Annotated in this window: 21 protein-coding genes and 3 pseudogenes; 14 read left to right on the top strand and 10 right to left on the bottom strand. The window is 65.1% G+C overall.

The window, feature by feature from the left end; all coding sequences use genetic code 11:
- Positions 1-410: 410 nt before the first annotated feature.
- Together ACV7NQ_RS05125 and ACV7NQ_RS05120 are read left to right on the top strand one after the other, a co-directional pair.
- The gene (locus ACV7NQ_RS05125; protein WP_463358557.1) at positions 411-908 is read left to right on the top strand and encodes a pyridoxamine 5'-phosphate oxidase family protein; all 498 of its coding nucleotides are present in this window, start codon (positions 411-413) and stop codon (positions 906-908) included.
- Positions 909-957: 49 nt separating this feature from the next.
- Positions 958-1395 (top strand): VOC family protein, encoded by a 438-nt coding sequence (locus tag ACV7NQ_RS05120; protein ID WP_463358556.1) that lies wholly within the window; start codon positions 958-960, stop codon positions 1393-1395.
- A gap of 173 nt (positions 1396-1568) precedes the next feature.
- Here ACV7NQ_RS05120 and ACV7NQ_RS05115 read toward each other — a convergent pair whose 3' ends face one another.
- The 6 genes from ACV7NQ_RS05115 to ACV7NQ_RS05090 all read right to left on the bottom strand — a co-directional run bounded on the left by ACV7NQ_RS05115 (position 1569) and on the right by ACV7NQ_RS05090 (position 6156).
- Positions 1569-2363, bottom strand: coding sequence for an ESX secretion-associated protein EspG (locus tag ACV7NQ_RS05115; RefSeq protein WP_463358555.1), 795 nt, complete (start codon positions 2361-2363; stop codon positions 1569-1571).
- Between the two features lie 28 nt (positions 2364-2391).
- Positions 2392-3663: a hypothetical protein gene (locus tag ACV7NQ_RS05110; protein ID WP_463358554.1), complete on the bottom strand. Its 1272-nt coding sequence runs from the start codon at positions 3661-3663 to the stop codon at positions 2392-2394.
- A gap of 14 nt (positions 3664-3677) precedes the next feature.
- A complete protein-coding gene (locus ACV7NQ_RS05105; RefSeq protein ID WP_463358553.1) occupies positions 3678-4052 on the bottom strand; it encodes a hypothetical protein in 375 nt (124 codons plus the stop codon).
- Between the two features lie 16 nt (positions 4053-4068).
- Entirely contained in the window at positions 4069-4611 is a 543-nt protein-coding gene (locus ACV7NQ_RS05100; protein WP_463358552.1) for a DUF3558 domain-containing protein, read from the bottom strand.
- A 336-nt stretch (positions 4612-4947) separates the two neighbouring features.
- Positions 4948-5460, bottom strand: coding sequence for a DNA-directed RNA polymerase subunit beta (locus ACV7NQ_RS05095; RefSeq protein ID WP_463358551.1), 513 nt, complete (start codon positions 5458-5460; stop codon positions 4948-4950).
- A gap of 303 nt (positions 5461-5763) precedes the next feature.
- Positions 5764-6156 (bottom strand): DUF4254 domain-containing protein, encoded by a 393-nt coding sequence (locus tag ACV7NQ_RS05090; protein WP_463358550.1) that lies wholly within the window; start codon positions 6154-6156, stop codon positions 5764-5766.
- Positions 6157-6250: 94 nt separating this feature from the next.
- Here ACV7NQ_RS05090 and ACV7NQ_RS05085 point away from each other — a divergent pair.
- From ACV7NQ_RS05085 to ACV7NQ_RS05055, 7 genes and pseudogenes are all read left to right on the top strand, one after another.
- A pseudogene (locus ACV7NQ_RS05085) lies at positions 6251-6511 on the top strand (IS701 family transposase); the annotation flags it as partial.
- Positions 6512-6692: 181 nt separating this feature from the next.
- The gene (locus tag ACV7NQ_RS05080; protein WP_463365547.1) at positions 6693-7880 is read left to right on the top strand and encodes an IS701 family transposase; all 1188 of its coding nucleotides are present in this window, start codon (positions 6693-6695) and stop codon (positions 7878-7880) included.
- Positions 7881-8047: 167 nt separating this feature from the next.
- Entirely contained in the window at positions 8048-9547 is a 1500-nt protein-coding gene (istA, locus tag ACV7NQ_RS05075) for an IS21 family transposase (protein ID WP_463358549.1), read from the top strand.
- Positions 9544-10248, top strand: a pseudogene (gene istB, locus ACV7NQ_RS05070) (IS21-like element helper ATPase IstB); the annotation flags it as partial. The gene istA and the pseudogene istB, both read left to right, overlap by 4 nt.
- Positions 10249-10469: 221 nt before the next feature.
- Positions 10470-11591 carry a tyrosine-type recombinase/integrase gene (locus tag ACV7NQ_RS05065; protein WP_463358548.1) on the top strand — a complete coding sequence of 374 codons (1122 nt, stop codon included), beginning with the start codon at positions 10470-10472 and terminating at the stop codon, positions 11589-11591.
- A complete protein-coding gene (locus tag ACV7NQ_RS05060; RefSeq protein WP_463358547.1) occupies positions 11588-11917 on the top strand; it encodes a helix-turn-helix domain-containing protein in 330 nt (109 codons plus the stop codon). The genes ACV7NQ_RS05065 and ACV7NQ_RS05060 overlap by 4 nt, the downstream gene beginning before the upstream one ends.
- A gap of 189 nt (positions 11918-12106) precedes the next feature.
- Positions 12107-13573 (top strand): hypothetical protein, encoded by a 1467-nt coding sequence (locus ACV7NQ_RS05055; RefSeq protein WP_463358546.1) that lies wholly within the window; start codon positions 12107-12109, stop codon positions 13571-13573.
- Between the two features lie 241 nt (positions 13574-13814).
- Here ACV7NQ_RS05055 and ACV7NQ_RS05050 read toward each other — a convergent pair whose 3' ends face one another.
- Positions 13815-14042, bottom strand: a complete 228-nt coding sequence (locus tag ACV7NQ_RS05050) for a hypothetical protein (protein ID WP_463358545.1) — start codon at positions 14040-14042, stop codon at positions 13815-13817.
- A 346-nt stretch (positions 14043-14388) separates the two neighbouring features.
- Here ACV7NQ_RS05050 and ACV7NQ_RS05045 point away from each other — a divergent pair, with 346 nt between their 5' ends.
- On the top strand, positions 14389-15597 hold the full coding sequence (locus tag ACV7NQ_RS05045; protein ID WP_463365546.1) for an IS256 family transposase: 1209 nt from the start codon (positions 14389-14391) through the stop codon (positions 15595-15597).
- A gap of 510 nt (positions 15598-16107) precedes the next feature.
- Here the strand turns inward: ACV7NQ_RS05045 and ACV7NQ_RS05040 are convergent.
- Positions 16108-16827, bottom strand: coding sequence for a hypothetical protein (locus ACV7NQ_RS05040; RefSeq protein ID WP_463358544.1), 720 nt, complete (start codon positions 16825-16827; stop codon positions 16108-16110).
- 795 nt (positions 16828-17622) lie between these two features.
- Between ACV7NQ_RS05040 and ACV7NQ_RS05035 the strand changes: the two genes are divergently transcribed.
- On the top strand, positions 17623-18147 hold the full coding sequence (locus ACV7NQ_RS05035; protein WP_463358543.1) for a hypothetical protein: 525 nt from the start codon (positions 17623-17625) through the stop codon (positions 18145-18147).
- An 80-nt stretch (positions 18148-18227) separates the two neighbouring features.
- Positions 18228-19734 (top strand): annotated as a pseudogene (locus tag ACV7NQ_RS05030) (ISKra4 family transposase).
- Between the two features lie 36 nt (positions 19735-19770).
- Here ACV7NQ_RS05030 and ACV7NQ_RS05025 read toward each other — a convergent pair.
- Complete coding sequence (locus ACV7NQ_RS05025) at positions 19771-20556, bottom strand: LLM class F420-dependent oxidoreductase (protein ID WP_463358542.1); 786 nt, start codon at positions 20554-20556, stop codon at positions 19771-19773.
- 145 nt (positions 20557-20701) lie between these two features.
- On the bottom strand, positions 20702-20962 hold the full coding sequence (locus ACV7NQ_RS05020) for a hypothetical protein (protein WP_463358541.1): 261 nt from the start codon (positions 20960-20962) through the stop codon (positions 20702-20704).
- 1 nt (position 20963) lies between these two features.
- Between ACV7NQ_RS05020 and ACV7NQ_RS05015 the strand changes: the two genes are divergently transcribed.
- Complete coding sequence (locus ACV7NQ_RS05015) at positions 20964-21521, top strand: hypothetical protein (RefSeq protein ID WP_463358540.1); 558 nt, start codon at positions 20964-20966, stop codon at positions 21519-21521.
- 225 nt (positions 21522-21746) lie between these two features.
- Complete coding sequence (locus tag ACV7NQ_RS05010) at positions 21747-23240, top strand: MFS transporter (RefSeq protein ID WP_463365545.1); 1494 nt, start codon at positions 21747-21749, stop codon at positions 23238-23240.
- Positions 23241-23304 lie beyond the last annotated feature (64 nt).

The raw sequence follows: 23304 nt of genomic DNA, 5'->3' as shown, positions 1-23304 counted from the left end.
CGCCGGCAGTTGGCGTTCAGCTAGAGCCCGTCCCGAGTTCTCGCCGGAGGAGGCGGAACGATCACCCGACTGACAGCCAGCGAAAACGGCTGACGCTCTCGATGGGGCTGACGCCGGTACCAAACGTGCGGTTTGTCGAGGAGCTGGGGGCGGGTTGGCAGTTGTGTCTGGCTGCAGGGCAGACACGCGGGGACGCTCGGACTACCGTCGCTCAGGTCCTCATTTGCCCTCGGAGTCGCTGAACCGGAATTGTGTGCGGTGACCCGACTTCCGACGCGCCGCGATGATCGGGTCCGGAAAAAAATCCGGAAATTCATGCGCCATGGATGTCGAGAATGCTCGGGCGGCTCCGTCCCAGGGGTACGAGCAGCCGAACGGGCATCGACGACACCGACGAAGGAGCGACCACCATGCAACCGAACGAGATCACCGCGATCCTGAACCTCCCGATCAGTCAGGAGCTCCTGGCTCGCGACCTGCTCCGCATGGCCTACGTCGCCAAGGACGGCACACCCCGCAACGTCCCGATCGCCTTCACCTGGAACGGCTCACAGATCGTCGTCTGCACCACGAAGAACGCCCCGAAGCTGCCCTCCCTGCGCCACCACCCCGAGGTCGCGCTCACGATCGACACCGAGGTACATCCGCCGAAGATCCTGCTCATCCGCGGCCGGGCGGAGCTGGACGTGGTCGACGGCATCCCGGAGGAGTACCTGCAGATGAACGGCAGCTACGAAATGACGCCCGAGCAGCGCGTCGAGTGGGAGGCCGAGGTCCGCTCGCTCTACGACGGCATGGTCCGGATAATCATCACCCCGACCTGGGTCAAACTCATCGACTTCGAAAACACCCTCCCCACCGCGGTCGAGGAGCTGATCCAGCAGCGGGCCGAGCGTCAGCGCGCCTGAACCGATCAACCCGGCCAGAATGGGCCGTAACGAACCCAAGGAGAACATCATGACGATCCACCGGATGGATCACGCCGGCATTGTGGTCGAGGATCTCGCGGCTGCTATCGCGTTCTTCGTCGAGCTGGGCCTGGAACTGGAGGGCGAAGCAACAGTCGGTGGCCAATGGGCCGACGACCTCCTCGGACTGGACGGCGTCCGAGCAGACATCGCCGTCGTACGGACTCCGGACGGCCATGGCCGGGTCGAGCTCTCGACGTTCCACTCGCCAGCGACCACCAGCACTGCGCCGAAGGCGCCGGTGAACACCCCGGGCATCCCTCGCCTGACGTTCGTCGTCGACGACGTCGACGACGTCCTCGACCGCCTGCGCGCCCATGGCGCCGAACTCGTGGGCACGGTAGCCCAATACGAAGACATCTACCGGTACTGCTACGTCCGCGGCCCCGACGGCATCATCATCGGGCTGGTCGAGGAACTCCACTAAACGACACTCCTCGCCGCAAGGCTCCCGATCAAGCGCCGACAGTGACTCGAACTACCCCGAAGATCAACTGGCAGAGATGATGTCGGCCTTTCACCATGCGCGAACATGCCGCTGAGCGGGCGGCGGTAACCAGCGGGAGGTCGACCGAGCGCCTCGGGCGTGGCGTACTCCGGTTAAGGATCGTTCTCTTCGCGAAAGCCCTCGACAGTGACCTGCACGACCCGCTCGAGCTGCGTCCGTATTTCGGTGGTGTCTACCGGGATCGCCTTGATGGTGCCTGCGCTGCGGACGAGATAGCGGCCGTCGGGATAGTCCATCACGTGGAAGCCTCGGGCGGGTGCGGGGCGGTTGTCCCATGCGGGGCCCGCGTACACGGCGACGTGGGCGATGGTGGCGCGGGGGCGTTCGAAGAACTGTGCGGCTTGCGCGCGGGGCGGGGGCGGCGCTCCGACGCGGTACGGTCGCTCGTCTTCGGTGTCGAGGTCGTGGCGGGAGATCTCTATGCCGGGTTCGCACCCGCGCGGGGCGCCTGGCAGCAGGTCGACGACTCGATGGCTCACCTCCGCCGCGTCGATCAGCGACATGCGCACGGCCCCACCATGTTCCGGCGACGAGGTCGGTTCCTGTATCAGCAGTACAGCATGCCGATAGTGCAGAGCGGCGTGGACGCGCAGCTTGTCTTTTTGGTGGAATCCGGCGACCTCGATGCGTGCTTCGGGTTCGGCCAGCACGCGCAGCGCGCCGTACATGGATTCGTCGAAGCGCTGGTGCAGTCCGGCGGCTTCGGACTTCCACTCCGCTTCGTAGTCGGCGACCGTTTCCGCGGTAGACCGGTACTGCAACGGGTACGGCAGTACATCGCGGTCGACGGCCCGCCACAGCACGGTGAAGCCGAGCGCCGTGAACGACCAGTCTCGTCGGCTCATGACGCCGGTTCGTTCGTCGTGCACGGCAGCCGCGTCGTGCACGGCAGCACGGCGTCGATGCTTCGTGCGCTCATTCGCCGATCACCGGCGGGACCGACTTCACTCTGTTCTCCTCACCGAGACCGGTGAGTTCCTCGCCGTTGTGCTGGTTCACCAGGTAGTCCTTTGTCTGGTGTTCCTTGTCGTCATCGCCCTTGCCCCGGCCGCCCGGCGGCATCATGCCCGGCATCCCGCCCATGCCGGGGCGACCCGCGCCGGGACGCGCGGCCGCGGCGGCGGGAACGCCGCTCGCAACCGCGGGCACGCCCTTGACGCTGCGGCCCGGTGCGGGGGTTCCGAGGCCGGGCACGCCGGGGCTCGGCGTGCTGGGAGATCCGGGGCTCGGTGTTCCTGGACGAATCGGTGACGGATGGGTGTCAGGAGTGGTGTTCGCCGGTTGGGTCGACAGGTTCGTGCCCGCGGGCGTCGTCGCCGATTGGTCGGGCGTGTTCTGTTGCTCGGCAGACGGATTCGCGCCTGTCGGGACGGTGTTCCCCGGCGTGTCTTCGGCACCCGGCGGCTGTGCGGGTTCCACCGTGTTGGGTTCGCCACCAGAATCCTTGCCGGGTGAGGGAGGTTGCCAGCCGTTGTTCGGTGCGGGCTGCTGATCGCCGGGCTTCTGTACGGGGTTGTATGGCCTGGGCACCAGCGGAACGCCGGTATCGGCTTCCCGGACCGCGGGATAGAAGACGTTCTTGACGACGTTCACCGACGTGTCGTGCGCGGCATCGGCGCGATGCTGGTTCAACTTCCACGTCGGGCCGGGCACCCAACTCGCGACGTTGCTGGTCCACGTGTGACCCGGCGCCTCCTGCACGGCAGGCCGGGTGACCTCGATTGCCGACCGGATGATCTTCACCTTCTCGGCGACGATCTGCACCGAACCGATCAGCCCGCTGGACTTGTCGACGTACTCCTTGATCCCGTCCGCCGCGGCCTTCGCCGCCGCGCCTTCCCATTTGCCTTCCATGGCCTTGTTGATTTCCGGGGCGAAACCCCGCAAACCCTGATCGAGCCTGTTGCGAATGGACTCCCACCGCTGATGCAGCGCAACGACATCGTTGACCGACATCGCTTGCACGCGTTGATAGAGATCGTCGATGCCGTCCGGATTCTTGTACGCGCTCTCCGGGACTTTCGGTGACTGGGTCTGCAATTCGGTGCCACCGCGCATGATTTCGGCGATGCGGTTCCGTGCGATGGCCGCGTCTGGACTTTCATCGCGCGAACCGGTATCGGGCGGGCCGGATTTCGACTGCTCGTACAGTGCGGCGCCGATCGCGACCAAGAATGGTAGACCCACGATCATCCCCCCGATCAGTTCAACAGATTGTTCGTGCTTTGTGAATTGGCTTCGTCTTGTGCGACGATTCGGTCCACAGAGATCTGGATCGTATCACGCATCAGGGTCAGTACTTCGATGTGTTCTTTCAAGGCCGAGTCCACATCACCTTCGCCACCGATTGCCTTGGCGCTCAGCATCTTCGCCAGCTCATCTGCGCAGTCGAACTTGCCAAGACCTGTGACCGTGTCGACGTCCTTCAGATTGTTGCGGAGTGTGTTGTAGAGCTGAATTTGGCGATCGCAGGCGTCCCAGCACCCCTTCGCAACCTCACGGTCGAGGTATAGGCGCCCCGCCTTCGCTTCATCGGCGAGGTATCGCCACCGCGACACCTCCTCTTCCATCGCCATAATTCGGTTTCCTTGATCAGCGGGGAAATATCGGGACTAGAGCCTCAGCGGCCGTCATGGCTCTCGCGCATGGCGCCACCACATTCTTTGATGATGCCTGGTTGTAAATCGTGATACTCAGTGCGCCATGATTGGCAGGAAAAGCCAGGTCGCAATCTTCGTTGAACTTGTCTTTCGCCCGACGGTACTGAACGCCGTTCCGGCCGCTGATTGAGATATCAGTGAATTCGATATTTCCGTCTTTTCTTCTGAATTCGTCCACAGAATAGATTGTCGACCATACGCCGAGTGCAAAGTCCGCATTGCTCCAGCTGCAGTGCTTCCATCCAGGCTCTTCAACACCGGCGACCCCGGACTCCTTCGTCGACGGATTCACGCCGATCTTCTGAAGCAGCTGATCCGAAACCTGCGTGCACGGATCCCACAGCGCGGCCGTGGCAGCCGACGTATCGGTGACCGTGCTCGGCGTAGCCGTCCCACCCGTGCTCGATCCGCACCCCGAGGCAGCCAGCACCACCCCAGCGAGCGCCGCAACCGTCGCCGTCGTCCGTCGTCCCACCGAAGCCTCCCGATCTGGGCCGTCAAAATTGTCCCTGAAGTGTAGGACGCACCAACGCGTCATCTGGTTCCACCGGATTCGGCTTCTTCTCGCGGTTCAGGTACTCAGCTAGCCTGCGTCGATACTGAGACGAGTCTCGTTTCGTGCATCGTGGTGTGAGGAAAAGGGGACCAAGACGACTCGCGGGAAGCGCTGGCGGACTTGGGGTTCACGGCCGGACTGCCGGCATGACCCCGATGGTCCTGGGACCAGTCGAGGCGGCGCCTGCCGATGGTGGTGTGGAGTATGTGACGGGTGAATCGACAGGGTGTATCGATCCTGTATGAGTTCCCGAGGCTACGAGTGATGTCGTGGAGTGTTGTGATCGTGAATTGTGTTGTGGCTGTGCAGTTTCGGCCGGATTCCGGCGCATGTGATGATCGAGTGCACGACGGTGCTGATGTGGGGGCGGAATGTGTCGCGTGGTGCGACGACCCATCGTCGGTATCCGGTGTTCTCGTCGCCGGGGGAGGGCAGGACTATTTCGCCGCCGTCGGGGACGATTGTTGCGGTTGCGCGTAGTAGTGCGGTGAAGATGTCGCAGTCGGCGGCGAGCGTGTTGGTGTCGTCAGGTCGGGCGAGGATGGTCCAGCGGTGGGAGCCGTGTGCGATGACGGGACCGAGTAGGTATTGCTTGGCGAGGTCGTCGTGGATCATTGTGCCGAGCCATTCGGGGACGGTGACTGCGGCGATGTCGCCGGTGCGCATGGTGATTCGTCGGGTTTCGTTATGCACGAAGCATGGCAGTCCGCAGACGCGTCGGTAGTGCAGGCAGCGGGTGAATGTGGGGTCGGCGTCGTGTGTACTCATGGCCTGCCCGAGGTGCTGGATGGGGCGTGCGCGCCGGTCGGGGTGCGGGTGTGGTGTTGTTCGGTGAGGTTGGGTTGCGGTGCAGGTGACATGAGTGTTGTGTCCGTTCGGATTCGAGAATGTCTGGGGGAGTGCGGGGGAGTATCAGTTCCGGAGTTGTGCGCAGGGCCAGGGCGGGAGGTCGTCGCGGATGTTGTCGTCGACGGTCGCGGTGAGTTCCGGGAAGCGTTGGGCCAGTTGGTCGGCCACGTTTTGGGCTTGTTCGGCGCCGGCCTGGTAGTCGAGGCGCAGTGCGCCGGATTCTCATTCCGGGTCCGTTAGTGCCGGGTCGCTCAGGTCGGGCAGGCGGCGCAGTCTGGCGCTGACCTCGTAGGCCATATCGGTGTAGCCGAGTGCCAATTCGGCAAGTCGGTGCCAGGCGCGGTGCAGTTCTGGTTCGGAGGTGTCGACGGTCAGCGCGGCACGGGCGAGAACGGAGTATCTGGCGAGCCGGTCGACCACCACCCCAACCGATTCGGTGTGCATGTGGGCGCCGCCGTGGGCGGGCGGGAGTTCGGCTGCCAGCCATCGGTCGATGTGCCGAATCAAACTTGCGCGGCGGAGATTGAGCTCGCCGGGTTGACCAGCGGATGTGGAGCCGACCGCCGTATGTGCCTGCGCGAGTTCGCGGGCGGCCCACAGCACGGGGTGTGTCACGATGACCTTGCCTGTGCACGCCTCCAGGATCAGATCCTTCGAGGGCAGTGGTCCCCGCAAGGCGAGCTGGAAATCGCCTACCCTGTGCTGCGCACCCACCGGCACCACCGACGACGAACTGATCCGCGTGGCCGGGACACGTTGGGCCGTGGAGGACTGCTTCCAGACCGCCAAGACCGTAGTCGGGCTCGACCAATACCAGGTCCGCCGCTACGACGCCTGGTACCGCCACGTCACCCTCGCGATGCTCGCCCACACCTACCTCGCCGTCGCCGCCGCTATTTCCCCAAAAGCGTTGGCAGCGGCCTCATCTCACTCACATTCGGTGAAATCCGACGTCTTCTGGCACACCTGATCACTACCACTAAGACCCTCGACCAGATCTGGCACTGGTCGATCTGGCGCCGTCACCACCAGTACCGAGCCAAACAAGCCCACTACCAGCGAAGACGCTCCTTATATAACTAAGTGCGGCTGGAGTACTAGTACTCCAGCCGCACTTAGTTATGTTGTGCTGTAGCCTTTTCGGCGTGTCGATTGATGAGGATCTGACCGCGTGGGTTGCGGGGTTGGATGATTTGTTTGGGCGGGTGGCTGGTCGTTTCTACCGGGCTGAGCCGCGGTTGCGGGCGCGGGCGTATGTGCGGGGGTTGTTGGCGCCGTTAGCGGGGAAGAATGGCTGGACGCTGGCCGAAGCTGCTGGTGACGGCACTCCGGATGGGATGCAGCGGCTGTTGAACAAGGCGGCGTGGGATGCCGACGGGGTGCGCGACGACCTGCGTGCCTACGCTGTCGAGCATCTGGGTGATCCCGATGGTGTGCTGGTGGTCGACGAGACCGGTTTCCTGAAGAAGGGCGTGAAATCCGCTGGGGTGCAACGGCAATACTCCGGAACAGCGGGGCGGATCGAGAACTGTCAGCTGGGGGTGTTCTGTGCCTACACCACCAGCAAGGGGCGCACGCTTATCGATCGGGAGTTGTATCTGCCGAAGTCGTGGACCGGCGACCGCGAACGTTGCCGCGCGGCGAATGTGCCCGACGAGGTCGAGTTCGCCACGAAAGCCACGCTGGCCAAGCAGATGCTCGCCCGCGCGCTCGACGCCGGGGTGCCGGCCAGGTGGGTGACCGCCGACGAAGCCTACGGCGGAGACTCGAAGTTCCGGTCCTGGCTCGAACAGCGGCGGATCGGCTATGTCGTGGCGGTGCCGTGCAGTCAGACAATTCCGATGACTGCGGGTAGTTCTCGCGTGGATCACCTTGTCGCACAAGCGCCTTCACAGGCGTGGAAGCGCCGCAGCTGCGGTGACGGCGCGAAGGGGCCACACCTGTTCGACTGGGCCGTGGCCACCTTGGCGACCTACCCGGACACCGCGCCGGGCTGGAGCCGCTGGGTGCTGGCGCGGCGCGCACTGACACCGAACACCAAGGGCGAGCTGGAAATGGCCTACTACCTGTGCTGCGCAGCCACCGGCACCACCGACGACGAACTGATCCGGGTGGCCGGAGCGCGTTGGGCCGTGGAGGACTGCTTCCAAACCGCCAAGACCGAGGTCGGGCTCGACCAATACCAGGTCCGCCACTATGACGCCTGGTACCGCCACGTCACCCTCGCGATGCTCGCCCACACCTACCTCGCAGTCACCGCCGCTACCTCCCCAAAAGCGTTGGCAGCGGCCTCATCTCACTCACGTTCGGTGAAATCCGACGTCTTCTGGCACACCTGATGTCCATGGCCAACTTAAAGTCCCCACTGGTGGCCGGCTGTAGGTCTCCGCTGGCGGCCAGGTAGAAGTCCCCATTTCCTTTGCTCGTCGTGTCAGCCCGGAACTCGTGGCCTGGGCGGTGACGGTGATAGCGCCAACTGTCATCCGTCACTGCCCAGGGAGTTCCATTGAAGTCTGCGAGGGAGCGAATGGACATCATTTCCGCTTATCGAGAGGTCGGAACGTATCGTGGTGCTGCCGAGTTGTGTGGCACCACGCACAAGACCGTGAAGCGAGTCGTCGAGCGCGCCGAATCCGGTGGCGACCGCCCCGAGTCGGTGGTGCGGACCCGCAACTACGAGCAGGTGCGGGACCTGGTCGCCGAGCGGGTCGTGAAATCGAAGGGCCGGATCTCGGCCAAGCGGTTGTTGCCGGCCGCGCGAGCGGCTGGTTACGAGGGGTCGCCACGGAACTTCCGGCGGCTGGTGGCTGAGCAGAAAGCGTTGTGGCGCAAGGATAATCATCGTGGTCGTCGTCCGGCGGTGTGGTCGCCGGGGGAGTATCTGGTGATCGACTGGGCCGAGGCGGCGCCGGGGTTGCAGTTGTTTTGCGCGGTGCTGGCGTTTTCGCGGTGGCGGTTCACCGCGTTCGCTGCCGATCAGAAGCAGTCGACGACCCTGGCGTTGATCGCCGAGGCGTTCGCCGCGATCGGTGGTGTCCCCGCCCGGGTGCTGGCCGACCGGATGGGTTGCCTCAAAGGCGGGGTGGTCGCGAACGTAGTCGTCCCGACCGCTGAATACGTCCGGTTCGCAGCGCATTACGGTTTTTCGCCGGATTGGTGCCATGCCAGCGATCCGCAGTCGAAAGGCATCGTGGAGAACCTGTGTGGTTATGCCCAGCGGGATCTGGCGGTGCCACTGCTGACCGAGGCCGCGATGACCGGCCGGGGCGTGAGCCTGCGGGAGGCCAACGCGGCGGCGGAAGCCTGGTGCGCGGAGGTGAACTCGCTGGTGCACTCGGAAATCTGCGTGGTCCCCGACGAACGCCTCCTCGTTGAGCGGGAGTTGTTGGCACCGTTGCCGTCGCTGCGGCTCGAGATCGGCACACCGACGGTCACCCGCACCGTCGACCGGCTCTCGTGTGTTCGTTACGGGTCGGCCCGCTACTCGGTGCCCAACCGTCTGATCGGTGAGAAAGTGCAGATCGTCCTCGACTGCGGGGCGCTGCTCGTGCTCGAACCGGCGACCGGGGTGATCGTGGCCGAGCACGAACTCGTCGCGCCCGGTGACACATCGATCCTCGATGACCACTACGACGGACCCCGGCCCGCGCCCAACCGCGGCCCACGGCCGAAAACAACTGTCGAGCAACAGTTCTGCGCCCTCGGCGACGCCGCCGAAGCGTTCCTCGTCGGCGCCGCCGCGATCGGCAACACCCGCCTCGGCGCCGAGTTGGAGATCCTGCTCGCGCTCGGCGCCGCCCACGGCGAACACGTCCTGGTGGCGGCGTTGCGGCGGGCGGTGGCGTTCAAACGGTTCCGCTCCGCCGACGTCCGCTCCATCCTCGCCGCTGGCACCGGCACCCCGCAGCCCCGCCCGGCTGGTGAGGCGCTGGTGCTGGACCTGCCGACCGCGCCGACCCGCTCCCTGGACGCTTACAAGGTCACCCGTGACGGGAGCGTGTCATGACTACGGCTCGATCGAAAACCGTTACTCCCAAACCGATTCCGGAACTGGACGCCGACCTCGACGCTGGACTGCGCCGGTTGAAACTGGCTGCGGTCCGCCGCACCGCACCCGAAGTCCTGCAGGTCGCCAAGACCCAGCGCTGGACTCCCGAGGAGGTGCTGCGCACCCTGATCGAAGCCGAGTTGGCCGCCCGCGACGCCTCCAACGCCCGCAATCGGCTCAAGGCCGCCGCGTTCCCCGTTACCAAAACCCTCGACGGCTTCGACGTATCGGCTTCGTCCATCCCGCAAGCCAGCTTCGACTACCTGTCGAGTCTGGAATGGGTTCGCGCGCAACACAATCTCGCGCTGATCGGGCCACCGGGCACGGGCAAAAGCCACACCCTGATCGGGCTCGGCTACGCCGCGATCCAGGCCGGGCACAAAGTCCGCTACTTCACCGCCGCCGACCTGATCGACACCCTCTACCGCGGGCTGGCCGACAACACCGTCGGCAAAATCATCGACACCCTGCTGCGCGCGGACCTGGTGATCCTCGACGAGATCGGGTTCGCCCCGCTCGACGACACCGGCACCCAACTGCTATTCAGACTGGTCGCGGCCGCCTACGAACGCCGCTCACTCGCCATCGCCTCCCACTGGCCCTTCGAGCAATGGGGCCGGTTCCTACCCGAACACACCACCGCCGCCAGCATCCTCGACAACCGGAGTAGGTGCGGGTTCCTTCAACCGGATTTCGCTGGTGTCAACGCATCTCAGCAGCTCTCGGCCCGTTCGATGGCCTGATCAGACATATCCGGCAATCTGCGAGTTATTACAGGAATCCTGGAGCAGCTGCTGTAATCTGCGACACCATGCCGGATTCCGGGACACGCCCACTGTCGCTCGTTCCGGCGGCCACGCCCGATGGCGATGAAACGTCTGTGGAACCGATCCTCGAGCCGGGGCTAGCAGATGTTGTCACGCTCCAGCGGCGCAAGGCCGCCGAGGTTACTGCCGACGACGAGCAGAGTTTCTTCCTGGATACAGTCGCTGAGTATCAATGGGCCAGGGACACAGCGGGTTTGGCTGCTGCCACGCTGGATGGGCTGACCAAGCCGATCATCGAGATCTGCCAGTACTACGGTTTGGTGCCGTGGCAACTGACCCCACGCCAAGTCGACAAGTACTTCGCGGGTGTCGGCAAGCGGGCACGCTCGACGGTGCGCCGCAAGATGACCCTGATCGACAGCTACTTCGCCTTCCTCGAGCAGCGGTATGCCGGTGAGATCGCCCGCAACTACGGCGTCGGCGTGGAGTCGCCGATCGACCCGTTCAACCGGCCGACCCATCGCGGCGACTTCGGGCTGCGGATACCGCCGTCCCAGCGGGCGACACGCGAATTCTTCGGCCGCTGGCGGGAATCGCTGCCGCAGTCGCGCAAGCCGGCGATCGCCCGCCGCGACTACGTCATGGGCAAGCTCACCTACATCTCCGGCGTTCGCGCCGCCGAGCTGTGCTCGGTGAGGATCGGCGACGTTCACTGGGAGTCCGGTCAATGGGGCCGATTCCTGGTGCACGGCAAGGGAGCTCGCGGATCCGGGCCTCGCCAACGCGAGGCTTATCTGTTCGAGGAAGGCCGGGCGCTGTTGTGGTGGTATATCGAGGAAGTCCGCGCCGAATTCTGCGACGACCCAGACGATTCCGAAGCCCCACTGTTCCCGTCCGAGCGGATCCCGCAGGCCGTCGCCGCGTTGAATCTGGCCACCCCCGGCATCGCGGTCACCCCGTCGACGTTCCGGCGGGCACTGAAAGCCGTCGGCCGCCGGTTTCTCACCGGCCCAGTGACCGAGCTGCATCCACATCTACTCCGACATGCCTGCGCAACCCACAACTACGAGCGGGGAATGTCGCTCTGGGAAGTACAGAAATTATTGGGACACGATCGCCCGACCACCACTGTTTCCTACCTGGCCACCGCACACGCCGACCCGGAAACCGCGAGCCTGGCAGCAGCCGGGAGAGCGGTGCAACGACTCGTCATGGACAAAGGAACCCTGCGATGAAATGGAACCTGCGCTGGGCCGCGGCCAAACGCGACATCTGGCGGCCCAGCGAGCTGATGACCGTATTCGCCGAGGTCGGCTTCACGCCATCGCTGAGCAAAGTCGCCGCCCTCTGGAGCAACAAACCCACCACGGTCAGGCTCGATGACCTGGACAAGATATGCGCCGCACTGCAGTGCACGGTCGCCGATCTCCTGGAAGCCGAGCCCCTCACGACCGCCAATGAGCAAGAGCGGCAAACCAATCGGGCCGTCGGTGGGACGGATGAACCCGTGCGACCGACCGCCCGCCGCGGCGGGACCAAACGATCAATGCCGCCGAACTGACCCGTGACAGCGACACCGAGGAACTGGCCGATCGGGCAGTGCCCGGTCTGCCTGGGCTGGGGCGAGAGACGGCAATACACCACCTGCGCCCCCTGCGGGAAATGGCGCCGCGCCTTCCCAGAATGCAAGCCGTGCTTGCGATGTCGGCATCGCAACCATGTCAGCGACGAGGGACTCTGCCGCTCGTGCTTGCAAGTCCTGCGTGTCGACGATCCCGGATGGCTGCTCGATCCCGTGCCCGGCCGCCCGACGCAACTCACGCTGATCCTGCCGGAACTGCGCTCGTTTCGGGCCACCCCGATCGTTCTGCCCGCGAAGTGGAAAAACCCAAGTGCCGCAACGGGAAAACCCTTCCCCGACCTGGTGCCGACCCCGCAGCAACGACGGCGGCTGACCCCACGGCCTCCCGCGCCATCGATATCACCTCACCTGCTCGACCCCACGCAGATCATGCTGTTCGACGCCCGTCGAGACTGGAGTCGCTTCACCGTCGGTTCCCCCAATGCCCTGCCTGAGCTGACACCGGCAGCCACAGCCCTGCTCGAGGAGTTCCAGCAGCACGCACGAAACCACGGGTGGGGTCCGATGCCCCGCAACGCCGGGGCGATGACCTTGCGGGTCCTGCTGGGCTGGCTCGGCGCAGCCGCCCCCATCCCCGAAGCCGACATCCGTGCGGTCGCCGACCACCGCCCCAATTCCGCCATCCGACGCGTCCTGCAGTTCCTCGACGCTCACGGCATGGTCATCGCCGACCCCGCCCGCCAAGGCGACACCATCGAACGGGCCATCCAGCAGCGCATCGACACCCTTCCCGATGCCCTCGCCGATGAAATCGGTTGCTGGATAAGTGTTCTGCGTGGCGAAGGACGCCGACCACACCCACAATTCCCCTTCGCCACGATCCGCTCCTACCTGAACTGCCTGCGGCCGACGCTGGCCATCTGGACCGAGTCCGTCACCAGCCTGCGTGAGATCACCGGTCCCGACATCCAATCCGCCCTCGACCGGCAACCACCCGTCACAGCCCGCAACCTGCTCTCGGCCCTGCACAGCCTGTTCCGCGCCCTCAAACAAGAACGACGCATCTTCCGCGATCCCACCCGCGGGATCACCCTGACCGCGATGCGTCGCCTGCCCGTCCCGATTCCCACCGACCGCCTGCACGGTCTCATCGACCGCACCGAAGGGCAGATGGCCAAACTCGTCGTCGCCCTCATCGCCATCCACGGCCTGGGCAAACAAGAAACCACCCACCTGCAACTGAACGATCTCGACCTATCCGCCGGACGGCTGCTGGTTCGACGACAAACCCGACACCACACCGTCTACCTCGACGAACTCACCCACACCCTCGCGCTCGACTGGCTACACCAGCGGCGGCGCCTCTGGAGCCGAACCTCCAACCCCCACCTGCTGGTCAGCCAGGTGACCGCAGCCGATGCCACGCTCCCACCCGTCTCCCACCGGGTCATCGACATCATCTTCGAGCGGCTCGGTCTCACCCCATCCCAACTCCGCCGCGACCGCATCCTCGACGAAGCCGCACACACCGCCGACCCCGTCCACCTCATGCGCGTCTTCGGCATAACCGCCAAGACCGCCATCACCTACGTCCAAGCAGCCCACCCCGAACGCCGCTCCACCACACCCCGGTAACAACCCGCCGACGACCGCCCACATCCGCGAACCCGACCCGCTTCGACCACACACCACCCGACCACGCACGGGTTCATCGCATACCACCACCGAGAATCGGCGAACCCGCGCGCTTTCGCCTGCTCCACCACGCGCATCTCGTGCTCACCACAGGTGATTCCCACCGCTTGGCCGAAGCGCTCGCCGGCAAGGGGGTGGTCGCCTTGGCCTGACCCAGCACCTCCAGCGCCGCGGCCCGCGGCTAGAACGGCTCACCGTCGAACATCGGCTCGCCGCGGCTGCCGCCGAACAGGAACGCGAACCGGCCCAGATCGACGCGCAACAGCTCGATCGAGTAGGTATCGGACCCGACGACCCCGGCCAGCGATTCCGCAACGGCCGGACCAGCATTCGCCAGCCAATCATCGAGAAACATCAGCATCTCGGCGAGTTCGACGGCATCGGCAGTTGCCAGGCGGATGTCAGACACGACCACCACAATGCACCACCTCACACAACGCGGAAACCCCGGACCGCCGACGGCCACCCACCCGGACAACCAATGGCCGCCGATCCGGAGAACTAATGTCCACCAGCCCGGACGCTAGCTGTCCACCCACCCGGTTTTCCCGGTGACCGTTGACAATTCCTCGCCAACTGCTGGTTGCGCCAACCGTCGAGCATCGCGGCGCAAACCTGCTCCTCCGGCCGCAACGGGACTGTAAGAACAACGGTGTAACTCTGAACGGAGATGCACCACGATGACTGATGTGATCGAGCGTGAGACCGAGGCCGGTTCGGCCCGTGAGGTTTTCGATGAGGCGCGGCTGCGGGAGATGGTCGATCAGGCCCGCGCCGACGGGCTGCAGCTGACCGGCGAGGGCGGCCTGCTGGCGAAGCTGACCAAGCTGGTGGTGGAGTCCGCGCTGGAGGGCGAGATGGACGACCATCTCGGCTACGCCAAGCACGACCCGACCGGCCGCGGAAACGGTAACTCCCGCAACGGGCGGCGCGCGAAGACGGTGCTGACCGAGGCCGGGCCGGTCGAGGTCGAGGTGCCCCGCGACCGTGCCGGCAGTTTCGAGCCGAAGATCGTGGCCAAGCGGCAGCGGCGGCTCAGCGGCGTCGACGAGCTGGTGATCTCGTTGTCGGCCAAGGGGTTGACCACCGGCGAGATTTCCGCGCACTTGGCCGAGGTGTACGGGGCGGAGGTCTCCAAGCAGACCATCTCCACGATCACCGACCGTGTGGTCGAGGGCATGGCCGAGTGGCAGAACCGGCCGCTGGACACGGTGTATCCGGTGGTGTTTGTGGACGTCATCAACGTCAAGATCCGCGACGGTAACGTGGCGAACCGGCCCATCTACGTCGCGTTGGCGGTGACCTGCGACGGCACTCGCGAGGTGCTGGGATTGTGGGCCGGCGAGCACGGCGACGGCGAGGGCGCCAAGTACTGGCTGCGGGTGCTGACCGAGCTGAAGAACCGCGGCGTGAACGACGTGCTCATGCTCGTCTGCGACGGTCTCAAGGGCCTGCCCGAGGTCGTCGGGCAAGTGTGGCCGCAGACCATTGTGCAGACCTGCGTGGTCCACCTGTTGCGGGCCAGTTTCCGTTACGCCTCCCGCAAGGACTGGGCCGCGATCGCCAAGGACCTGAAACCGGTGTATTCGGCTGCGTCCGAGCAGGATGCACTGGACCGGTTCGCCGGGTTCAGCGACAAGTGGGAGAAACGCTATCCCGCGATCATCCGGCTGTGGACGAACTCGTGGGCCGAGTTCGTGCCATTCCTGCAGTTCGATAAGGCCATCCGCACCCTGATCTGCACCACGAACGCCATCGAGAGCCTGAACTCGCGGATCCGCCGGGCTGTCAACGCCCGCGGGCACTTCCCCAACGAGCAGGCCGCCCTGAAATGCGTCTACCTGGCCATCATGAGCCTCGACCCCACCGGCAAGGGCCAGAAACGCTGGTCCAACCGGTGGAAGGACGCACTCAACGCCTTCGACATCACCTTCGACGGACGCTTGTCCGCCGGACGAAAGTAACTGTCAATCAACCACTTACACCGTTAACTTGACAGTCCCGCCGCAACTGTCCTGTGCCAGTGATTCGTCCTCGGTGGTGAATGGCCTGACCTGGGGGTGAGGAATTTTGAGTGGCGAACTGGCCGTCGATCATGGCTGCTGATGGTCTGGGATTCGAGGTATTTCGCCACTGGATCATGCTGGTTTGCGTTTGTTGGCCGGGTTGAGGATCTCTGCAGCTAACTCGATGGCGTCGGGGTAGATCGCTGCGTGCGTGTAGCTGTCGTGATCGGTTGGGACGCCGAGGTGGTGGTTGCGGGTCTGTAGCGTGAGAAGCCGGCATTGCCAGTGCTGAGGAATGGCGGCTGCCGAGGCTGGCCAGGGCCGGAGGGTTCTGACCGCAGTCGGCGTGGGCGAGGGTCAGTTGCTGGGGTGTGTGGCGGAGCAGGAGCCGGTTGGTTCGGTGCTGAGCTGTGATGAATCTCGGGGCAGGTGGACAGGTCGAGCTGTGGGCTGTCGGGCTAGTCACGATCAATGCTCTTCCTCGTTCACGGGCCCGAGCAGACATAGCTGTGCGCCCACTGCCACCGCGATGGCTGCAGGCTTTGCGGCATTCATGTGGAGGGTCGTTGCAAGTTTTGGGAGTGCGGCTGCCACCAGCACCCCGACAGCGAGGAGCTCCGGCTCGACGAGGTGTAATTCGGACTGAAACCTCCGCCAGTGCCATGTGTCGTACATCGCGTGTGAAATGGCTTCATCCGCACGTTCAGTGATGGCGTCGATCGCTCGACGAACCTGCTCGGGCTGTCTCTGCACCGCCGCCTCGGCCAAGCGCCGCATCAGTTCACCAGGAACCCCGGTGTCGCTGTAGGCGAACAATGGAACCTCGTCTTCGGGTCTGGTCGCGGGATATAAAGGACGTTCGTCACCGCTTACTTCGTTGAATCCTGTTATGAGAGGTGCTATCGCGGGATCCGGTGGCGGCAGTAGGTTCGCGTTCATCGGTCGCCAACGACCACCCGCGGCGAGGCCGTAAACCCATGCGGATTCTGCCCCAGCCTGTTCGCACAGGGTCGCGGCTTCTTGTAGGGCCTTGATCGCTTGAGCGGGGTCCGTCAGACACAGGAGCGAACCAGCTTCGCCGAGTGTTTCAGCCCTCGTCAGGAGGCGGAACTTGAATTCATCGTTTGGCTCGGCTCCCTTCGGTAGCGCCTCTGGCGGTGGCTCGTGCCGATCGGCGTACTCGACCAACGCGCGTCCGACGCGTGCGACGTCCACTCTGCTAACACCCAAAACCTCGGGCCACTGACTAGGAGTCTCCATCACAGGACATCTCTTACAGCGGCAATCCCCTCTGGAGGAATGAATCCGGGGTTGTCATGCTGTCTGCTACTTCTGCCGCCGCCATCAGGCTCCCACCGCTGTACCCAGGCCAGCTGACTGGCCGGGACATGCACCTTGGCTGTGACCTCTCCTTGGCGGTGGTACCGACGAAACCGAGAGTAAGAGTTCAAGTCGGGCACATCCTCTGCAAACGCTACCAATGGAAGTGATGGCTGCGGGAGAACAGGAACCCAGCCTCTGAATATATGCCCTGGCGTGCTGAAATTGTCAGTCGCGTAGCGAAGCGCTGTTTGTTGGGCATGAACCGGATAGTTCCTGCCGTTTCCGCGCGCGGGCAGCTCGCATGCGCACACCTGCTGTCAGGGATATGAAGGGCGTATCGTCCTTCACCCGATCGTAGTTGTCAAGGTGGTTACGCAGAGCTTGCGGCGTGATTTTTTCGGCGATCTCGGGCGGTGAAATCGTCCCTACCCGCTGCCACCACCTACAAACGAGTCCTCTCTCGCGCAGTATGGCGACGGCTTGACCGTCGGTCAGCCCGTTGATCCCTTTGAGAAACCACTGAAACCACATGCTTAGACGGGAGTGGCTCTCCTTCAGGGACGGTTGGTGAGGTTCTGAACTGCTGAGATGCGGCGGGGGGTGTTGTGGTGATCGGCTGGCTTCTATCGTCGGGGTGGGGATCTCGTGGTGGAGGCGGCGATGACGTCGTGGCTGGAGGAGCTGCAGTGGCGAGAGGCCGCGGCCCGGGAACGGGCCGAGGAGCTGCGGCAGCAGATCGCGGAGTTGTCCGAGCAGTTGGCTGGCGAGGATCAGCTGTTGTCGAGGTTGCTGATCACGCGGGAGACGATGCTGGAAATCCTCGGTGCCCCAGGCAAGGTCACCGATTCGGGGGCGTCGGCTGCCGTGGGTGAGTCTGACGGTGGCGGGAGAACCAGTGAGCCGGAATCGGGGGCTGGTGGTGGGTCGCCGATCGGTGTGATGCTGGTGCCGCCGCGAGGTCCGGGGACCGATGGTGGCACGTTGCCGCTGGATTATCGCGACATTCTGGAGGTGGTCGGTGATGCGGGCCGGGCGTTGCGGGCTGGGCATATCGCTGCCGCGTTGGGGATTTCGCAGGACCGGTCGACGGTGGAGTCGCTGCGGGCGAAGCTGAAGCGGCTGACCGCGCGCGGTTGGCTCGACGAGCAGACGCCGGGACTGTTCACCATCGCCGGCGAGGATTGATCGGGAAGGAGGTGGTGGGCTCTTCGTTCTGGACTCGGACGGTTGGGGAAGCCGTAGGAAGCGAGTGAAGGAAGAGCCCGGTGGAACCCTACGAGGCGGGCCACGGTGTTGGCCCCTTTGATGCGTCGAGAAAAACATTCGAAACACTTGTCGCTGACCTGGAATCGCCGCAGGCCGCGCAGTTCACCCATGACCGGCTCGAGGAGCTGATCGAAACCTCGGGCCGGGAAGTGCTGCGCTGCCTGCTGCAGGATCACCTCGACCTGCGCGCTGCCCGCGAGGAGGCCGACCTGACCGCTCGGCTGCGTGCCGGGCAACGCCCCGGTGACCGGACCCGCCTGGAGCGCGGGCATTCCCGCCTGCTGGCGACGGTGGTGGGCACGGTGACGGTGCGCCGCTGCGCGTTACGCGCACCCGGTGAACCCAACATCTATCCTGCCGACGTGGCACTGTCGCTGCCAGCCGTTCGTCACAGCCACGGCGTGGGCAAACAGGCCGTCCTGGAAGCGGTCCGGTCTTCCTACGACACCACCCACGCCGCGATCGGCCGCCGGTGTGGACCACTCGCGGGCAAACGCCAACTCGAAGGGCTCGTGGTCGCGGCGGCGGCCGATATCGACGCTTTCTACGCGAGCGCGATACCGGAGCCGGTGACCTCGTCCACGCTGCTGGTACTGTCCGCGGACGCGAAAGGCATTGTCATGCGGCCGGATTCGCTGCGCGAGCCGACGCGGCGCAAGGCTGCGCGCACGGCACCGGTATTCCGGACCCGTCTGGCTTCGGGTGAGAAACCGCACCGGAAACGAATGGCGACCCTGGCCGTGGTCTACGACGCCGACCCCGCACCCCGGCGCCCGCACGACGTGATCTGTGTCGGTGGCGCTCGCACCGGCGACCGACCACCCCGACCGGGCCCGCGAGCACGCAGCACCTGGCTGACCGGTTCGGTCACCAAGACCGCCGGGCAGGTGATCACCGACGCGTTCGACCGGGCCGAGGCTCGCGACCCCACCCACCAGCGCACCTGGATCGTGCTCGTCGACGGCGACCGGCACCAGCTCGACCTGATCGCCACCCAAGCTGCCCGCCGCGGCATCGAGATCCATATCGTCCTTGATTTCGTCCATGTCCTGGAACGGCTTTGGACCGCCGCGTGGTGTTTCCACGACCAGGCCGATCCCGCCGTCGAAGACTGGGTCGCCACCCGAGCTGCGGCGATCCTGAACGGCCACGCCGACGCTGTCGCCGACCTCATCACCGCCCAAGCCGATCGCGCCCTGCCCCCAGACAAGCGTGATGCAGCCGACACCACCGCCCGCTACCTGCACAACAACCACAAGCACCTGCGCTACAACACCGCGCTGGCGGCCGGATGGCATCGGCACTGGCGTGATCGAGGGCGCATGCCGACATCTGGTCCAAGATCGACTCGATATCGGAGGAGCCCGGTGGGGACTCACCGGCGCCGAAGCCATCCTGACCCTGCGAGCCCTCATCGACAACGGCAACTTCGACGACTACTGGAAATTCCATCTCGCCCAGGAACATCAGCGCGTCCATCCCGACGACTACCAGCCCACAGCATGATCAACAGTCGCTGAGCGCGAGCTACTCCCTATATGGTTAGGCGTCGAGTTGGTCGCGCCAGGCGATCCATTTCCGGAGCGGTTCCAGGTCGAAGTCCGGCCCGCTCATGGACCAGGACAACATGGTGAAACCCAGGTCGACCAGCTCCGGCGGCGTGTTACCCAGGGCTGGGGACACGGAGGCGCAGCGTTCGATCTCGCTCGGGTCCCGGCCGATGGCCGCGCACCGCTGGTCGAGCACGGCACTCTTCTGCCGCAAGATGTCGATGCCGCCCAGGCAATGCCAGATGTCGGCGTGCCGAGCGACCATGGGGAGGGTCTTCTGCTCACCGTTGCCACCGATCATGACCGGAATCTTCCTGGTGGGCCGTGGATTCAGGGTAGCGAAGCGGCGCTCGATTCTGGGGAGGGCGGCAGCCAGGTCGTCGAGGCGGGTTCCCGCGGTGCCGAACTCGTAGCCGTATTCGTCGAACTCCCGCTCCTTCCAGCCGGATCCGATGCCGAGAATCAGGCGCCCGCCGCTGATGTGGTCGACGGTGCGGGCCATGTGGGCGAGCAGGTCGGGGTTGCGGAAGGCGTTGCAGGTGACCGCCGCGCCAATCTCGACCCTGCTGGTGGACTCGGCCCAGGCGCCGAGCATGGTCCAGCATTCGAAGATGTTGCCGTTCGGGTCACCGTGCTGTGGCAGGAAGTGGTCGTAGTTGAACACCATATCCACGCCGAGGTCCTCGGCCTCGCTGGCGGTGCGCCGGATCGTGTCGTAGTCGGTGTGCTCGGGTTGAATGTGCAGGACTATACGAATTGGTTTGCGCGACACTGTCATTGGTGTGGTTCCTCTCGATCGGACGTGCGTATTCCCCGCAGCGGGTCGATCACGCCCGGCACGGATGGTCGGCCCGGGTACGGCTGGTGACGAGTGCCGCCCGGCTGGTTGACAACGAGGCGTCATGCCTGGTCGAGCTCATTGTTCAGAGTGCGTAGTACGCGGTGAGTTGCGCGGTCGCGGTGGTGTGGGCGTCGATGGCGGCGCGGGCGGTGGCGTTGGGGACGCCGTCGGGCAGTCCCAACGATGGGACGTCGAGGGCGTGCACGGTCACGGTGTAGTGGTGCGGTGCTCCGGGGGGTGCGCACGGGCCGTCGAACTGCGGTTGGTTGCCGCTGTTGCCGGCCTGGCGGGCGAGCGGGTTGTGTGCCGACCTGGCTGCGGCAACCACCGGGAAGCCGGTCACAGTGACGCGCTACGGCCGCACCGCCACTGTGACCGTGCACGAACACCAGTGCCTGTGGTACGGCGCGTTCCGCTCCCAACCGGTGCGGGTCCTGGTCGTGCGCGAACCCCGCCGCCCCGCCCTGGCGCTGCTCACCACCGACACCGCTACTCCGGCAGCACAGCTCATCGCCCGGTATGCCGCGAGGTGGTCCATTGAAGTCGCGTTCTTCGAAGCCAAACACGTCACCGGCGCCGGTGAGGCCCGCAACCGCACCCCGCTCGCGGTGGAACGCACCGCCCCCTTCGGCATGCTCACTCAAACCCTGACGATCCTGTGGTACCAGCTGGCCGGCCACTCACCGGCCGTCGTCGCCGAGCACCGCAGCAGGGCCGCGTTGGTATACGACCAAAACCCATCCCAGCTACCACGACATGCTGACCAAACTCCGCCGCGTACTCATCGTCGCCCAATATCGTCCCGACCTACCCGGCGACCCCACTCCCGAACAAATCCACACCATCCGCCTGGCCTGGGCCAACACCGCCGCCTGATTGCGAAACGCGAGTTCGCCGAGTGAAGTGAGTGAATCGCCCAGATGTTCCAGCAGCGACTGGACCTTGATCGACAGGTGCTCGAAATCCCCGCCCGCGGTATTCAGGCCGTCGATGTCGAGTTCCAGCGGTTCGGAGTAACCAGTTCTGCAACGTGAGCTAGGTCTCATCTTCGGTCCGGCGGATGGTAGCGGTGGCGCGATGCCCCCGGGCTTTCTAGTCTGTCGAGTGTGGAATGCACCTGTTTCGTGATGCGTGATCCGGGCCTGCGTGCGCATAGTGAGGTCGAATATTGCATGGCCGAAGAATTGACGTCCCCTAGGGGATTGGCGTCCGCTGGGCACAGTCGAGTGGTGGTCGTGGCTGTCGTCGCCTCGTTGGCGACATTTATCGCGTTTCTCGATGCCACGATTGTCAACATTGCGTTTCCAAGTATTCACGCAGGCTTTCCCACGTGGTCGATGGATTCGTTGTCGTGGGTGATGAACGCCTACAATATTATGTTCGCGGCCTTGTTGATGCCTGCGGGCAGATATGCGGATCGATTCGGCCGGAAAGCAATGTTCACGGCCGGGTTGGTCGTCTTCGTCGTGGCATCGCTGCTGTGCGCCCTGGCGCCGGGTGCGGGACTGCTGATCGTGCTGCGCGGCGCTCAGGCGGTGGGGGCCGCCATGATCGTCCCGTCCTCACTGGCGTTGTTGCTGGCGGCATTCCCCGAGTCCCGCCGGGGCGCCGCGGTGTCGTTGTTCGCCGCGACCGGTGGCCTCGCTGCCGGGATCGGTCCCGCGCTCGGTGGTTTCCTGATCGAAGTCTCGGACTGGCGCGTGGTTTTCGCGGTCAATGTGCCGATCGGCCTGGTGGCTGCCATCGTGGCGTGGGTATGGCTGACCGAGGCGAGGGACGAGGCCGCGACCGCCTGGCCGGACACTCTCTCGGTCGTGTGCTCCGTGGCCGGCTTCGGTCTGCTGGCGCTCGGGATCGTGAAAGGGCACGACTGGGGGTGGGCCGACTGGCGCACCGTCGGATCGCTGTGCGCGGGAATCGTCCTGGTACTGATCGTCGCCCAGCGGTGTCGTACGCACCCCGCGCCGCTGATCGAGGCGAAGATCCTCACGGACCGGACCGTCGCGGCGGCCAACGCGAGCACATTCGTGTTCGCTGCCGCCTTCTACGGGTATCTGCTGGTCAATGTGTTGTTCCTCACCTCGGTCTGGCACTATTCGACGGTCCGGGCGGGGTTGGCGCTGACGCCCGCGCCGCTGTTGTCCACACTCGTCGCGCGACCGGCGGGCGTTCTGTACGACCGCCTCGGGGGCCGTTACATCGCTGCGGCGGGAGCGGTTCTGGTGGCTCTCGGGCTCGCGTGGTACGTGCGGTTCGTCCATGTACAGCCCAGTTTCCTGACCGACTTCCTGCCGGGGGCGGCGCTCTCGGGACTCGGGGTGGGGATGCTGTTCGCGAGCCTCTCCGCCGCCACTGTCCAAGGAGTGGAGGGTGCGCGATTCGCCACGGCCACGGCGTTCAGCAGCGGCCTGCGCCAGCTCGGCGCGGTCCTCGGGATCGCGGCCTGCGTGTCCTACCTCGGCGCCCATGGTGCGAACCGGCTCGGATCGTTCCAGGTTCTGTGGGAGGGGGCCGCGATCGTCACCGTGGTGGCCGGTGTCGTGGCCCTGGCCCTGCGACCCCCGGTCCGGCTGCGGGAATCGGAGCTTTCCGAGACGACCGAATCCACTCGGATCGGATGACGGCATCGATGTTCGGAATGTCGATACAAAGCAATAACGCTCGTAGGAAGGGACCTCACCGCCT

This window comes from Nocardia sp. Tas62D01 (assembly GCF_055232035.1).
Note: the sequence above shows the minus strand (reverse complement) of the source record. Positions and strands in the feature narration are given on the sequence as shown.